The following is a 15,372-nucleotide window of genomic DNA, read 5'->3' on the forward strand; positions in this document are numbered from 1 at the left end:
GCATGCTTTACAATTACGGTTCCATCAACATCGACCATGTCTACCGCGTCAGCCATCTGGTGAGACCCGGTGAAACGCTGTCGAGTCAGAGCTATACCCAGGTGCTGGGCGGGAAAGGCGCCAATCAATCGCTGGCCATGGCACGTGCGGGTGGCGAGGTCACGCACTGGGGACGTCTCTCGCAAGGCGATCGCTGGGCGCTTGAGACCCTTGCCCGCGCCGGCGTCAACACCTCGCTCATCGAACTCACCGCCGATGCCAGCGGGCACGCCATCATCCAGGTCGACGATCACGCCGAAAACGCCATCATTCTCAACCCGGGCGCCAATCACGGCTTCAGCGAGCGTCATATCGAGGCCTTGATGACCTCGGTGCAGCCGGGCGACTGGCTGCTGCTGCAGAACGAATGCAACGCCCTGGGCACTGTCATGACGCTGGCCGCGCGCCACGGCATGCGCATCGCGTTCAATCCCGCGCCGCTCGGTGCCAACGTGCATTCGCTGCCGCTGGAACTGTGCCAGGTGCTGTTTCTCAATCGAGGCGAGGCGGCGGCCTTGGCGGGGCTCGAAGACAATGCCGAGGTCGACGCACTCCTGGACGTGTTGTCACGACGGTTGCCCGATGTCGAGCTGGTGCTGACCCTGGGGCGCGATGGCGTCTGCTATCAGTGGGGCGAGCAGCGTCTGGCCTTGCCCGCCCTGCCGGTCGAAGCGGTCGACACGACCGCCGCCGGCGACACCTTCATCGGTTATTTCATGGCCGCCCGCCAGCGCGAAGCGTCCATCGATACGTGTCTGCGCGAAGCCAGCGCCGCCGCTGCATTGTGCGTACAGCGAGCCGGTGCCGCGCCCAGCATTCCGCTGGCCAGCGACGTCGCGGCGTCCTTCCATGAATAACCGTCGAGGCAGCGTATGACGCCTCTGAAATCCGTTTCTGGAGTCTCCTGTACAGCAAAAGGATTCGCATGACCGTTCCACTGATTTTCGATACCGACCCCGGCGTCGATGATGCCCAGGCCATCGCCATTGCGCTGGCACATCCCGAGATCGAGCTGCTGGGCATGACCACGACCTATGGCAATGTCGACATCGACACCGCCACCCACAACGCCCTGCTGCTGGCCGAGCTCGCCGGCCAGCGAGTCCCCGTCGCACAAGGTGCCGCAGGGCCGCTGGTCAAGCCCAAGCACCCGGCTCCGACGCATATTCACGGCGACAACGGACTCGGCAACCATGTGCTGCCCGACGCACAGGGACATGCCGAGACGATCTGCGCCGCCCAGTTCATCGTCGAGCAAGTGAACGCCCGTCCGGGCGAGATCACGCTGGTCGCCGTCGGCCCTCTGGGCAATCTGGCGGCGGCATTGCAACTCGATCCGGGCATCGTCGATCGGGTCAAGCAGGTCGTGGTCATGGGGGGCTCGATTCGCGAGGGTGGCAATGTCACGCCCGTCGCCGAAGCCAATATTTTCAACGATCCACACGCGGCGGCACGGGTGCTGACGGCGGGCTGGCCGCTGACCCTCGTGGGACTGGACGCCACGCATCGCTGCGTCCTGGGACCCGCGCACATGGACAGGATCGCTGCCGCGCAAGGCAGGCTCGGGGAGGTACTGGCGGGCAGCTATGCGTTCTATCGCGCGTTTTACCGCAATGCACTCGATATCGACGGGTGCTGTCCGCATGACAGCTGCGCCCTGGCCTGGCTGATGCGCCCGGAACTCTTCACCAGCGTGCGTGGCCACTTGAGCGTCGTGACCGAGGGGGATGCCGAGGGCCAGACGCTGTTCGCCCCGCAGGAGCGTGCCTTCATCGACCCGCGCTGGTCGCGCACGCCCCTCGTCGAGGTGTGCATGAACGCCGACGGCGACGCTGTCGTCGCGTGGATCGTCGACACCCTGACGGCCTGACGGTCGTCAACCGAGCTCGAACGTGCCGGGTGGTGGATCCTCGGCCTGCTCGCATTCGACATGCGTGACCCGTGACGCTGGCGGCCCTTGCCATAGCCAGCGCACGACACGATCCACCGCCGACGACTCGCCGCACAAGAGCACTTCGACGCGACCGTCGGGAAGGTTCCGAGCGTAGCCGGTCACACCGGCGGTCAGCGCCTGATCGCGGGTGGCCGCGCGAAATCCCACGCCCTGCACGCGTCCGGTCACCCAGGCCTTGAGACACCGATCATGCATGGCTCTCTCCTTCACCGTTCTTGTTTCCGCCCAGGGCGGTGTTGCCCTGGGCATCGATCAGTTCGCGCTTGACCAGTACCGCCGAGTTGCGCGGCATCACGCGCTTGCCGCGAGCTTCGAGATGGGTTCGGGTGAAGGCGGCGCCGTAGAGCAGGATCAACGAGCTGTAGTAGACCCACAGCAAGATCAGCACCACCGACCCCGCCGCGCCGTAGGTCGATGCCGTGGCAGTATAGGCAAGGTACGCGGCAATGCCGTAACGGCCGATCGCGAACAGTACCGCCGTGACGATGGCGCCGACCATAACATCCCGCCAGCTGACCACGACATCCGGCAGGACCTTGAAGATTGCAGCGAAGAACAAGGCGATCACCGCCAGCGAGACGATGAACTCGGCGCCTCCGAGCAGTGCATTGACGCCCGGCACCCAGTCGCTGGCATACATGAAGAAGGCCCTCAGGAGCACGCCCAGCACCAGTGACACCATGAGGATGAAACCGACCGCCAGGACCACCGTGAGCGACAGCATGCGTTGCTTGATGAACAGCAGAACGCTGTTGCGATCGGGGCGTGCCGTGACCCCCCAGAGGGTGTTGAGCGAAAACTGCATCTGCGCGAACACCGTCGTCGCCCCCACCACCAGGGCCCCTATCCCGAGCAGGGTCGGCAACAGGCCGGAACTCTCGAGACGCGACTGGGCGACCGCCTGCTGCACCGCCGTGGCGGCATCCTGACCCATGGTGTCCTGCAACTGGGCGACGATCTGCCCCTGAGCCGCTTCTTCTCCCAATATCAGGCCTATCACGGTCACGGCAATGATGATGGTCGGCGCCAGTGAAAACAGCGTATAGAACGCCAGGGAGCCGGCGTAACTGAACGCATTGTGCTCCAGCCACAATTTTCCGGCGTTGCCAACGATACGGCCCCAATAGCGGGGAGAGAGATTGATCACGGACACTCCTTGTCGAAAAGAGGATGGCTTGGCATGCAATGGCCACGCTGCATCAGCATAGCGTAACGCGATCGGGGCCTGCTCCGCGTGTTGCAGTGCCTCGACCCTCTGCTCATAATGACGCGGCCCGTTGCAGGAGCCTTCATGTCCAACGCCACTTCGATGCCCACCACGCCGGAATCCGTTTACGCCTTCGACTGCCTCGTCTTCATCGGGCGCTTCCAGCCCCCGCATCATGGCCACCTGACCGTGATTCGCGAGGCCTTGCGTCAAGCACGCCAGGTGATCGTCATGGCAGGCTCCGCCTGGCAGGCGCGTTCGCTGCGCAACCCCTGGCGCTTCGAGGAGCGTCGCGACATGCTCCGCGCGTGTTTCGATGACGAAGACAACGCCCGACTGGAAATCACGCCGTTGCTGGATGCGCTCTACAACGATGACGTATGGGTGCGCGATGTGCAGCGCCACGTCCGCGATGTCGTCATCCCCCAGCAGGGACGCCTGCCGCGCATCGGGCTGATCGGAGCCAGCCGCGGCCAGTCGAGCTATTACCTCTCGCTGTTTCCCCAGTGGGAATCGGTGAGCGTGCCGCCGGTCAGCGATGTCTCGGCCAGCCAGATCCGCGATGCACTGTTCCGGGGGCCGGCCTCGGCCCAGGCCCATCTGGCACGGGGTCAGGCCAATGGCCTGCCGCCGGCCGTCAACGACGCCTTGCAGCGCTTCCTGGCAACCTCGGCCTGCGAGCAGCTATGGGAAGAACAACGGCTGTTCGAGCAATACCGCGAGGCCTGGGCGGATGCGCCCTACCCGCCCGTTTTCGTGACCGTCGACGCCGTCGTGGTGCAATCCGGTCATGTGCTGCTGGTGGAACGCCGCGCCGCGCCCGGCAAGGGATTGCTGGCCCTGCCCGGTGGCTTCATCCAGCCCCAGGAGCGCTTGCTGGACGCCTGCCTGCGTGAATTGCGCGAGCGGGTGCGTCTCAAGATCCCCGAAGCCGTTCTCAAGGGGTCGTTACGCGGTCAACGGTTGTTCGACGAGCCGCATCGCAGCTGGCGTGGACGCACCCTGGCGCAGGCCTTTTACTTCGCGTTGCGCCCCGAACAGCGCCTCCCGCGGCTCAAGCCCTCGCCCAGCGGCGAACATGCGCACTGGGTGGCACTGGCCGATCTCGATCCCGAAACCCTGTTCGAGGATCACTTCTTCATCATACAAAACTTTCTGGGTCTGCCGGCGGGCATGGCCACGCCCTGAGCGCCTCGCGCCCTCCTCGTCCGGCCCAGGGCGATACCGCTCGGGACGTTACGCCTGGAGGAAATCGCGCGGCAGCTTCATCATCTGCCGCCAGAGCTTCTCGACACCGGGCTTGTGCACCAGCGAGCAGCGATAGAGGCGAATTTCCAGCGGGATGTCCCACTGCGTGCCCCCCGCGCGAACCAGGCGCCCCGAGGCCAGTTCCTCGCGAATGCAGAAATCGGGGATCCATGCCATGCCCACGCCTTGCAGCGCCATGCCCTTGAGCCCTTCCGCCATGGCGGTCTCGTAGACGGTCTTCAGGCGCATTCGCAGCGGATCGTTCTTGAGCAGCATGCGCACGCTACGTCCCAGGAAAGCCCCCTGGGTGTAGGCGAGGAAGGGAACGCCTGCCGTATCGTCATCCAGCGAGAAGCGCGGAGCGCCGTCGGTATCCGGCACGCAGACCGGCAGCATGTTGACCTGGCCGATGGAAAACGACGGAAAGGCCTCGGCATCGAGCTGCATGCTGGCATAGGGATCGTAGTACGCCAGCATCAGGTCGCAGTTCCCCTCGCGCAGCACGTGGATCGCATCGCCGACGTTCATGGCCACCAGTCGTGTGGGCAGTTCGCCGACGCCTTTCTGCAGGCGCGAAATCCAGTGCGGAAAGAAGGTCAGCGCCAGGGAGTGCGCGGCGACGATATCGAGCGCTTCGTTGGCCATCGACAGACCGCGCAGATGCGCGAGGCATTCGCTCAACTGCTCGACCATGCTGCGCGCCGTGACCAGGAACAACTGCCCTTCCGGTGTCAGACCGATGGGCGTCGTGGAGCGGTCGACCAGCGTTGCGCCTACGGCCTGCTCCAGGGAGCGAATGCGACGACTGAAGGCCGGCTGCGTGACGTGACGTTGCCGTGCCGAGGCGGAAAAGCTGCGGGTATTGGCGAGGGCGACGAAATCTTCGAGCCACTTGGTTTCAAGGTTCACCGGCACTCCTGATCACGGCGGGCATGGTGGATGGATGACATGGACCTGGCGATGCGACGTCGTCATGCTTCACTCATTGTATCGGAGCCAGCAAATAGGCGGCGCGCGAGACCAGCTTGCGCCATGCAGGCCTGTCGTCGAGTTCCTGCAGCGTGACCTCGCGACATGATTCGAAATCGTGCAGCAGCATGGTCTCGACATCGTGTGCGAAGGCCGCGTCGGGAATATAGGCAGTGATCTCGAAATTGAGCCGAAACGAGCGATTGTCGAGATTGACCGATCCCAGCAGCGCGGTATGGTCGTCGACCAGCACCGCTTTCTGATGCAAGAAGCCCGGCTGGTAGCGAAAGATCCGTACGCCATGACGGATCATCTCCGGCAAGAAAGAAAAGGCCGAGAGAAAGACCAGCAGATGATCGGGACGCTCCGGGATCATCACTCTCACGTCGACGCCGCGCAACGCCGCCAGCTTCAGTGCGTCCTGCACCCCCTGGTCGGGGACGAAATAGGGGCTGGTCACCCAAAGGCGCTCGTGCGCCCCGTGGATCACGTGCTGGATCAACAGGCTGGCTGTCTCGCAGCGGTCCGCGGGGCCCGAGGGGACGATAACCACATGCTGGCATTCGTTACAGGTGACCGAGGGCTCCCACTCCAGCGACAGAATGTCGCCGGTCGCCCAGTACCAGTCCTCCCAGAAGGCTTCCTGCAATCCCATCACGCTCGGGCCGGTCAGCTTGAGATGCGTATCGCGCCAGGGGCCGTATCGCGGGACGCGCCCCAGGTACTCGTCGGCCACGTTGAAGCCGCCCGTCCATCCTTCCCGTCCATCGACGACCAGGATCTTGCGGTGGTTGCGGAAATTGATCTGGAAGCGATGACGCCATCCACGCGAGGAGTTGAAGGCCGTGACCTCGACGCCCGCTTCCGACAGTTCGCGCAGGTAGCCACTGGACAGGCTGCGGCTGCCGATTTCATCGTAAAGCAGGCAGACGCGAACGCCGCGCTCGGCTTGCTGGATCAAATGCTGCTTGAACAGCGTGCCGATTTCATCGGCGCGGAAGATGAAGAACTGGACGAGGATGTACTCTCGCGCCGAATCGATCCCTGCCAACAGGCTCTTGAAGGTCGCTTCACCGTCGATGAGCAATTCCGCCCGATTGCCGGTACTCATGGGCATCATCGCCAGACGCTCCACTGCCTGGATGCGGGCGACATCATGCGAGGGACGCGAGAAATAAGGCTCCAGACGCGGCCGGAAGCGTAACAGCACCTGACGCAATACGCTGTCACGCTCACCGCGCGCGGAGGTGTAACCGTAGAAACGGGGGCGGCCGAAAATCCAGTAGATGGGCACCGCCAGATAAGGGAACGTCAGCAATGTGACGATCCAGGCCACGGCGCCCTGCGAGGTACGGCTCGACATCAGCGCCATGAGCGCGGACAGCACACCCAGCACATGGATGACAACGATCAGGATGCCAATTACCCCGGATGTCATGATGGCGCCTCCCTGGCCCCTCGCAATCGCTCGGCGGCTAAAGATCAGGCCCCGCGAGTGCGGGGCCTGGCACGGGTGATCATCTCACGCTTCAGGCGCTCGCGGCGATGATCTCTTTCCACTTGGCGGGCCCCGTCTGATGAACCGACTCTCCGCGACTGTCAACGGCCACGGTGACGGGCATGTCTTCCACGTCGAACTCGTAGATCGCTTCCATGCCCAGATCTTCGAAGGCTACCACGCGGGATTTCTTGATCGCCTGGGCGACGAGATAGGCCGCACCCCCGACCGCCATGAGATACACGGCGCGATTGTCGCGAATGGCTTCGATCGCCATGGGTCCGCGCTCGGCCTTTCCGACCATGCCTTGCAGGCCAGTCTGTTCCAGCATGGTCCGCGTGAACTTGTCCATGCGCGTAGCCGTCGTGGGGCCGGCGGGGCCTACGACCTCATCGCCGACCGGATCCACCGGGCCTACGTAATAGATGAAGCGCCCGCGCAGATCGACCGGCAAGTCTTCTCCTTTGGAGAGCATGTCGACCATGCGCTTGTGTGCGGCGTCGCGGCCGGTCAAGAGCTTGCCGTTGAGCAGCAACGTGTCGCCCGGCTGCCAGGAAGCGGCCTCCTCGGCGGTCACCGTGTCGAGATTGACGCGCTTGACGTTGTCCCCGACCTCGCGGGTGATTTGCGGCCAGTCGTCGAGCGTCGGGATGGGCAGCGATGCGGTGCCACTGCCGTCCAGCGTAAAGTGGACGTGGCGTGTCGCCGCGCAATTGGGAATGATGGCCACGGGCTTGTTGGCCGCGTGGGTCGGATAATCCTTGACCTTGATATCGAGCACGGTGGTCAGTCCACCCAGGCCCTGTGCGCCGATACCCGTGCGATTGACCTGGTCGAAGAGTTCGAGGCGCAGCTCCTCGGCCCGTGTTTCGGCTCCCCTCGCCTTGAGTGCCTGGATGTCGATGGGGTCGAGCAGAGACTCCTTGGCGAGTTCCATGGCTTTCTCGGCGGTACCGCCGATCCCGATACCCAGCATGCCCGGTGGGCACCAGCCCGCGCCCATCTTGGGCAGCTGTTCGAGCACCCACTCGGCGACGTTGTCGGATGGGTTGAGCATGGCAAACTTGGACTTGGCTTCGCTGCCGCCCCCTTTGGCCGCGACATGAATCTCGACCTTGTCGCCGGGAACCAGCTTGTGGTGAATGACGGCCGGCGTGTTGTCGCGCGTATTGGTGCGCTTGCCATCGGGATCGGCGAGTACCGACGCGCGCAAGACGTTGTCTGGATGCTGGTATGCCTGCCGTACCCCCTCGTTGATCATGTCGTCGAGGCTCATGCTCGCGTCCCAGCGGACATTCATCCCGACCTCGACGAAAACGGTCACGATGCCGGTGTCCTGACAGATGGGGCGATGTCCCTCGGCACACATGCGTGAATTGATCAGAATCTGTGCGATGGCATCACGTGCAGCGGGGTTTTCTTCACGCTGATACGCCTCGTGCATGGCATCGATGAAATCTTTGGGGTGGTAATAAGAGATGAACTGCAAGGCATCGGCCACGCTCTGGATGACATCGTCCTGGCGTATCACGGTCATGAGAGAAAGACTCCTTGGGGAAAACATCTCGCGGCGAATGGTCAGGGCATCTCGACGCGAGCTTTCATGAGCGCGGGATTATACCTAAATGTCGTATCACACCCTATTCTCCCCGACAAAAGTCTAAGCAATGGCTCTTTGCGCATTGTAGATAACGGTATAAGTTTTCACTTCATCTCCATACGGACCAGAACTTCATCCATCTATACAAAGGCCGTGGGGAGATACCCATGGCCTTTGTCTCTATCAGCGATACATGATCATCCCAGCTCGAGCAGCCTGGCCTTCAACGACTGCAATTGATCGCGCAAGCGTGCCGCCTCTTCGAACTCCAGGTTCTGCGCCGCCTCGTGCATGGCATCCTCCAGTTTGCCGATTTCCCGCGTGAGGCCCGCTGCATCCATCTGGTTGAGCTGTTCGCTGCTGTAGTCGCCAGGCGCTTCGGCAACCCGCTTGTCGGGACGCTTGCGGCCGACTTTCTTGCCGGGCGTCTGGGCCCCTTCCATGATATCGGCAACCGACTTGGTGACCGTCGTGGGCGTGATACCGTGCTCTTCGTTGAAGGCGATCTGCTTGTTGCGACGCCGTTCCGTTTCGTCGATGGCGCGCTGCATCGAGTTGGTGACACGGTCTCCGTAGAGAATGGCTTTACCATGCGCGTTGCGTGCCGCACGCCCTATGGTCTGGATCAACGACCGCTCGGCACGCAGGAACCCTTCCTTGTCGGCATCGAGAATCGCGACCAACGAGACCTCGGGAATATCGAGCCCCTCGCGCAGCAGGTTGATCCCCACGAGCACATCGAACTTGCCCAGGCGCAGATCGCGTATGATTTCGATCCGCTCGACGGTGTCGATGTCCGAGTGCAGATAGCGCACGCGAATGTCGTGCTCGTCGAGATACTCGGTGAGATCCTCCGCCATGCGCTTGGTCAATGTCGTGACCAGGACACGTTCGCCCACGTCGGTTCGCAGCTTGATCTCGGAAAGCAGGTCATCGACCTGGGTTTGTGCCGGCCGGACTTCGATTTCGGGATCGACCAGCCCCGTCGGCCGCACGACCTGCTCGACCACCTGCCCTGCATGCTCGGCTTCGTAAGGGCCCGGTGTCGCTGACACGAACGCGGTTTGCGGGCAAATGCGCTCCCATTCCTCGAACTTCATCGGACGGTTGTCCAGTGCCGAAGGCAAGCGGAAGCCGTACTCGACCAGGGTTTCCTTGCGCGAACGGTCGCCCTTGTACATGCCCCCCACCTGCGGGACGCTGACGTGGGACTCGTCGATGAACAGCAGAGTATCGTCAGGCAGATAATCGAAGAACGTGGGCGGCGCTTCGCCGGGCTCCCGTCCCGACAGATAGCGCGAGTAGTTCTCGATGCCGTTGCAGTACCCGAGTTCGAGCATCATCTCGATGTCATACAGGGTGCGCTGCTCGAGCCGCTGAGCCTCGACGAGCTTGTCATGCTGGCGCATCCAGGCCAGGCGATCGGCCAGCTCGACCTTGATGTCCTCGACGGCGGCGAGAATCGTCTCGCGAGGCGTCACGTAGTGACTCTTGGGATAGATCGTCATGCGCGGAACCTTGTCGCGCACCTCCCCGGTAAGAGGATCGAACAGGCTGATCGTCTCGATCTCGTCGTCGAACAGCTCGACCCTGACGGCCTCGTCTTCCGCATCGGCGGGAAAGATGTCGATGACATCGCCCCGGACCCGGTACGTCCCTCGCCGAAAGTCCATGTCGTTGCGCGTGTACTGCAACTCGGCGAGACGTCGCAGGAAGGTGCGCTGGTCGATCAACTCGCCGCGATTGAAGTGCAGACGCATCTTCAGATATTGATCGGGATCGCCCAAGCCGTAGATCGCCGAGACCGAGACCACGATCAAGGCATCGCGGCGCTCCAGCAGTGCCTTGGTGGCCGAAAGACGCATCTGCTCGATATGGTCATTGATCGAGGCGTCCTTCTCGATGAAGGTATCCGATGAGGGAACATAGGCTTCCGGCTGGTAGTAATCGTAATAGGAAACGAAGTACTCCACCGCATTGTCGGGAAAGAAACTCTTGAACTCGCCATAAAGCTGGGCGGCCAGCGTCTTGTTGGGCGCCATCACGATGGTCGGGCGCTGCAGGCGCTCGACCACGTTGGCCATGGTGAACGTCTTTCCCGAGCCGGTCACCCCCAGCAGGGTCTGATGCGCCAGCCCGGCATTGAAGCCTTTTATCAGGCCGTCGATAGCCGCTGGCTGGTCACCCGCGGGCCGATACTGCGACTGAATACGAAAGGGTTTGCTCATGGGTCTCACATAAGGTCGATAGGGGAACCCTTCAAGTCGAAAGCCACGTTGATCAGGCCGACCGCGTGGTGATCTCCACGTCGCTGACGGTCATCAGCCGTTGTATCGGGCAGCGATCGGCGATGGCCAGAAGGCGGTTCTTCGTCTCGGGATCGTCGATCCCCGTGAACGACAGCGTCACGGTGAGCCGATACTGGCCCTGTGCTTCCCCGCTGGCATCGCGCTCGACCGTGGCGGTGATCGTCTCGACCGGCAGTCCCTTGCGTCGTGCATACATCAGGGCGGTCATCGCCTTGCAGGCACCTAGAGAAAGGTCGAAATAGTCATGCGGATCCGGCGCGCTTTCGTCACCACCGACGACCCGTGGCGCATCCACCGCCAGTTCCGCCACATCATGTATCCGTGCCTGCTGTCGCAGCGAACCATCGCGCTGGGTGGTGACCGTGATCGTCATTGCCGTCTCCTGTGAATCATTCAGTGCGCCTTGTAGCCAAGAGCGGTCACGGTGCGCAGCAATGCCTCGCGCCTTACACGCCCTTCCACCTCGGCACCATGCCGACCGACTTCCGCCTCCTCGACGCCATCCATTTCCATCAAGGCGGTAGTGATACGATTGACGTCTTCGGCACTCTCGACACCCTCGAACGTCAGCGCGATGCGAGCCATGGATCATTCTCCTGCTTGGGTCCGTCGGCGACGACGCGAGCGATGGCTCCGCCGTCAGATGCCTACAGTTTATCATGGCATGCGGTCACCGCCGCGACGGTTGGAAAATCGCTTCATCACCCTGATATTGGACGCAGACATTCGAATACGGTCGAGTGACCGTCGCGTTCGCGATACGGAGTTATTCCATGAACGATTGGATCGAGCATCTCGAGGCTCAAGGCTTAGTGCGATCGGCCACGCACGAGTGGCGCTTCGGTGAGGCGACTGGCCAGGCCCACCTCCCCCTGGAAACCACTGCGCTCGCCCCGCTGCCGCAATTCTCGATCATGGAAATCGCCGGTGCCGATGCCGAGCGCTTCCTGCAAGGGCAGACAAGTGCCCAGGTCACGCTGGCCAATGGCGATTTCGCCCCCCTGACGGCGTTCTGCTCGCCCAAGGGCCGCATGCTGGCCAACGGGCAATTGATGAGGCTGGAAGAAGGCCGTTATTGGCTGCTGCTGGACAGCGAGCTGATCGAGCCATTGCACGAGCAGCTTGCCAAGTACGCAGCGTTCTACAAGGTCGAGATCTCTCAACCGGCGGTCAGGACATTCGGCGTGATGGGTCGGGACGCCGCGGATCGGCTCGAATTCCACTTCACCACCGCGCCTCCCGAGACATGGGGGATGCAGCGAGTCGGTCAGGCGGTATTGCTCCGCCACCCGGGTCCCGTGGCGCGCTACATGGTCATTGCACCGGAAGCGACGGCACTCGAGGCCTGGCAATCTCTGCAACCCACCACGACGGCGGTGGGCAATGCGGTGTGGCGCCTGCACGACATCCAGGCCGGCCTCGCCTGGCTCGGCGCGGCTCAGCGAGACAGCTATCTCCCTCAGATGCTCAATTGGGAAGCGCTGGCTGGCATCAGCTTCCGCAAGGGATGCTATACCGGGCAGGAGGTCGTGGCACGCGCGCACTTCCGCGGGCAGGTCAAGAAGCGTCTGCAGCGTGGCCGACTGGCGAGTCATGTCTTGCCGGCCCCCGGCACCCCTGTCGAGGACACCGCAGGCAAGTCGCAAGGCGAGGTATTGAGCGCCGCACTGGACGCGGATGGGCAGACCGAGGTACTGGCCGTCATCACGCAACGCGACGAGCCACGGGCCCTGGTCGTCGAAGGCAATGCACTCACTCCCCTGGACCTGCCCTATGCTGTCGAGCGTGTCGATCCGGAGAGCCTGGCCGGCCAGGCTTGAGAAGCGCCTGGCTACACCAGCCTGAAAAGCCGCTGTGCGGTGGCGGTGCTGTGCGCCGCCACCGTGGCATAAGGTTGATCTCTCAACGCCGCGACGCAGTGACAGATATCATGCACATGCGACGGCTCGTTACGCTGGCCTTGATATCCCGACAGTGGTATGTCGGGGCTATCCGTTTCCAGCACGTAACCATCGTCCGGCAATGACTGCACGGCTCGGTGCAGCCGCCGGGCACGCTCATAGGTGGAGGCACCACCTATGCCCACGACGAATCCCGCGTCCAGAAATCGGCGCGCCTGTTCGGGACTCCCCGCAAAAGCATGGATCAGACCGCCGGCGGGCAGATCGAGTTGATGCAGGCGTTTGGCGACTTGATCGTTGGCTTGCACGCAGTGGATCACCACAGGCAAGCGGCGCTGCTTCGCCAGGCGAAGCTGTGCATCGAACAGCTGCCATTGCCGGTCGATGTCCGACAACCGTGCATCGATACCGCACTCGCCAATGGCGACCGCGTCGGGATACGCTTCGAGCTGAGTGTCCAGCGCTTCGAGGTCGCGCACGTCGTGGGCATCGAGAAAATAGGGATGCAGCCCGAAACATACGCTGACATCTTCCCGACGCCCCAGCCGTTCGACGTTCGGCCAGCGCCGGCGTGTCGTCCCCGGCACGATGAAATGACCGACGCCCACCGCCGCCGCTCGCGACATGACGTCCTCGCGATCGGCATCGAAGACATCGAAATCGAGATGGCAATGCGCGTCGATCAGCCGGGCAGACATGATTCCCTCCCTTGCAGCTATCCTGGCGGCACGCCATGGCGTCTGGCGCAAGACGTGTCGCTCCGAGACGCGGAAAGCGGGCGGTCAAGCCGTTGCATCAATGCTCCCGGGTGGCACGGAACTCGACATCCGGCCAACGCTCTTGCGTCATCTGCAGGTTGACGCGCGTCGGGGCCAGATACGTCAGGTATCCCCCGCCGTCCAGGGCCAGGTTGGTGCTGGCCTTGCGCTTGAATTCGTCGAGCATCTTGGCGTCGTTGCAATACACCCAGCGCGCCGTCTGCACGTTCACGGGCTCATACAGGCAGTCGACTTTATATTCCTGCTTCAGGCGATGAGCGACCACATCGAACTGCAACGACCCCACGGCGCCGACGATCAGGTCATTGTTATCCAGCGGCATGAAGACCTGCGTCGCCCCCTCCTCGGAGAGCTGGGTCAGCCCTTTCTGCAAGGCCTTCATCTTCAGCGGATCGCGCAGACGCACGCGCTTGAACAACTCGGGCGCGAAGTGAGGAATCCCCGTGAAGCGCATGTCCTCGTTGAGCGTGAAGGTGTCACCGATCTGGATCGTGCCATGGTTGTGCAGGCCGATGATATCGCCGGGCCAGGCTTCCTCGACATGCGAGCGATCGGACGCCATGAACGTCAGCGCGTCGGCAATCTTGACGTCTTTGCCGATCCGCACGTGGCGCATCTTCATGTTCTTGTCGTACTTCCCGGAACAGACGCGCAAGAAGGCAACACGGTCACGGTGTTTGGGATCCATGTTGGCCTGGATCTTGAAGACGAAACCGGTAAAGCGCTCGTCATCGGCCTTTACGCTGCGCTTGTCGGTGTCGCGCGGCAACGGCGCCGGCGCGTATTCGACGAAGCCATCGAGCATCTCGCGCACCCCGAAGTTGCCCATGGCGGTGCCGAAATACACTGGCGTCAGTTCACCGCGACGATAGGCCTCGAGGTCGAAGGTATGCGAGGCACCACGCACCAGCTCGACTTCCATGCGCAGCTCGTCAGCGGCATCCGCTCCCAGCGTCTCGTCGACCTCGGGGTTGTCGAGACCTTCGATGCGCACATCCTCGGGAATGCGATTGCCCTGCCCCTGCTTGTAGAGGTGAATGACATCGTTGTAGAGATGGTAGACGCCGCGAAAATGCCGCCCCATGCCAATCGGCCACGTCATGGGCGCACACTGAATGTTCAGTACCGTCTCGACCTCATCCATCACTTCGATCGGATCCCGGATGTCTCGGTCCATCTTGTTGATGAAAGTCAGGATCGGCGTCGTACGCAAACGACACACATCCATGAGCTTGATGGTGCGATCTTCGACCCCCTTGGCGCCGTCGATGACCATCAGTGCCGAATCCACGGCCGTCAGCGTGCGGTAGGTGTCCTCGGAAAAGTCTTCGTGCCCGGGCGTGTCGAGCAGATTGACGATCCGGCCCTGGTAGGGAAACTGCATGACCGAGGTCGTCACCGAGATGCCACGCTCCTGCTCCATCTTCATCCAGTCGGAGGTGGCGTGACGTTCGTCACGCTTGCTCTTGACCGACCCGGCTAGCTGGATCGCATTGCCGAACAGCAGCATTTTTTCCGTGATGGTGGTCTTGCCGGCGTCGGGGTGCGAAATGATCGCAAAGGTTCTGCGTAGCCCCGCTTCTTGAGCGATCTGAGTGTCTGGCATCAATATACTTCGCTGATTGGCGGCAGCTCGACGCAGAAAATGCATCGAGCCGAGAGAATGGTAACTGGGCGCAAATTGTACTGCTTAGACGCGCATGAGGGTAGGCCTCGCGCCCTGACCTCGTGGGGCACAGCACCACCCGCCCACGAAAAAACCCCCGCTGGCCTGGGCCAACGGGGGTTTCCGGGATAAATGCCTGACGATGACCTACTCTCGCATGGGGAGGCCCCACACTACCATCGGCGCTGAGCGGTTTCACTGC

Annotated in this window: 14 protein-coding genes; 4 read left to right on the top strand and 10 right to left on the bottom strand. The window is 62.5% G+C overall.

Annotated features, from left to right (window positions below; translation table 11 throughout):
* The first annotated feature begins 2 nt into the window (after nt 1–2).
* Nucleotides 3–896 (top strand): ribokinase, encoded by an 894-nt coding sequence (locus tag ABGX75_RS12360; RefSeq protein ID WP_110061417.1) that lies wholly within the window; start codon nt 3–5, stop codon nt 894–896.
* Between the two features lie 68 nt (nt 897–964).
* Complete coding sequence (locus ABGX75_RS12365) at nt 965–1,909, top strand: nucleoside hydrolase (protein ID WP_347411430.1); 945 nt, start codon at nt 965–967, stop codon at nt 1,907–1,909.
* A gap of 6 nt (nt 1,910–1,915) precedes the next feature.
* Here the strand turns inward: ABGX75_RS12365 and yccX are convergent, their stop codons facing one another.
* Together yccX and ABGX75_RS12375 are read right to left on the bottom strand one after the other, a co-directional pair.
* On the bottom strand, nt 1,916–2,188 hold the full coding sequence (gene yccX, locus ABGX75_RS12370; RefSeq protein WP_011507137.1) for an acylphosphatase: 273 nt from the start codon (nt 2,186–2,188) through the stop codon (nt 1,916–1,918).
* Complete coding sequence (locus tag ABGX75_RS12375) at nt 2,181–3,140, bottom strand: YihY/virulence factor BrkB family protein (protein ID WP_347411431.1); 960 nt, start codon at nt 3,138–3,140, stop codon at nt 2,181–2,183. The genes yccX and ABGX75_RS12375 overlap by 8 nt, the downstream gene beginning before the upstream one ends.
* 144 nt (nt 3,141–3,284) lie before the next feature.
* Between ABGX75_RS12375 and ABGX75_RS12380 the strand changes: the two genes are divergently transcribed.
* Nucleotides 3,285–4,388, top strand: coding sequence for a bifunctional nicotinamide-nucleotide adenylyltransferase/Nudix hydroxylase (locus tag ABGX75_RS12380; protein WP_035409575.1), 1,104 nt, complete (start codon nt 3,285–3,287; stop codon nt 4,386–4,388).
* Between the two features lie 48 nt (nt 4,389–4,436).
* Here the strand turns inward: ABGX75_RS12380 and ABGX75_RS12385 are convergent, their stop codons facing one another.
* From ABGX75_RS12385 to ABGX75_RS12410, 6 genes are all read right to left on the bottom strand, one after another.
* The gene (locus ABGX75_RS12385) at nt 4,437–5,357 is read right to left on the bottom strand and encodes a LysR substrate-binding domain-containing protein (RefSeq protein ID WP_011507134.1); all 921 of its coding nucleotides are present in this window, start codon (nt 5,355–5,357) and stop codon (nt 4,437–4,439) included.
* 73 nt (nt 5,358–5,430) lie between these two features.
* Nucleotides 5,431–6,855, bottom strand: a complete 1,425-nt coding sequence (gene cls, locus ABGX75_RS12390) for a cardiolipin synthase (RefSeq protein WP_035409572.1) — start codon at nt 6,853–6,855, stop codon at nt 5,431–5,433.
* Nucleotides 6,856–6,946: 91 nt separating this feature from the next.
* The gene (locus ABGX75_RS12395) at nt 6,947–8,452 is read right to left on the bottom strand and encodes a fumarate hydratase (RefSeq protein WP_110061420.1); all 1,506 of its coding nucleotides are present in this window, start codon (nt 8,450–8,452) and stop codon (nt 6,947–6,949) included.
* Nucleotides 8,453–8,712: 260 nt separating this feature from the next.
* A complete protein-coding gene (uvrB, locus tag ABGX75_RS12400; RefSeq protein ID WP_110061421.1) occupies nt 8,713–10,743 on the bottom strand; it encodes an excinuclease ABC subunit UvrB in 2,031 nt (676 codons plus the stop codon).
* 52 nt (nt 10,744–10,795) lie between these two features.
* Nucleotides 10,796–11,197, bottom strand: coding sequence for an OsmC family protein (locus tag ABGX75_RS12405; protein WP_011507130.1), 402 nt, complete (start codon nt 11,195–11,197; stop codon nt 10,796–10,798).
* A gap of 20 nt (nt 11,198–11,217) precedes the next feature.
* Nucleotides 11,218–11,409, bottom strand: coding sequence for a hypothetical protein (locus tag ABGX75_RS12410; RefSeq protein ID WP_035409563.1), 192 nt, complete (start codon nt 11,407–11,409; stop codon nt 11,218–11,220).
* Nucleotides 11,410–11,597: 188 nt separating this feature from the next.
* On the opposite strand from ABGX75_RS12410, the gene ABGX75_RS12415 reads away from it, so the two are divergent.
* Nucleotides 11,598–12,644, top strand: coding sequence for a folate-binding protein (locus ABGX75_RS12415; protein ID WP_347411432.1), 1,047 nt, complete (start codon nt 11,598–11,600; stop codon nt 12,642–12,644).
* A gap of 11 nt (nt 12,645–12,655) precedes the next feature.
* Here the strand turns inward: ABGX75_RS12415 and ABGX75_RS12420 are convergent, their stop codons facing one another.
* Together ABGX75_RS12420 and ABGX75_RS12425 are read right to left on the bottom strand one after the other, a co-directional pair.
* Nucleotides 12,656–13,423, bottom strand: coding sequence for a TatD family hydrolase (locus tag ABGX75_RS12420; protein ID WP_347411433.1), 768 nt, complete (start codon nt 13,421–13,423; stop codon nt 12,656–12,658).
* 97 nt (nt 13,424–13,520) lie between these two features.
* Nucleotides 13,521–15,110 (bottom strand): peptide chain release factor 3, encoded by a 1,590-nt coding sequence (locus ABGX75_RS12425; protein ID WP_043558286.1) that lies wholly within the window; start codon nt 15,108–15,110, stop codon nt 13,521–13,523.
* Between the last annotated feature and the right edge of the window lie 262 nt (nt 15,111–15,372).

The sequence above is a fragment of the Chromohalobacter sp. genome (assembly GCF_039830575.1).
In the GTDB taxonomy this organism is placed as follows: domain Bacteria; phylum Pseudomonadota; class Gammaproteobacteria; order Pseudomonadales; family Halomonadaceae; genus Chromohalobacter; species Chromohalobacter israelensis.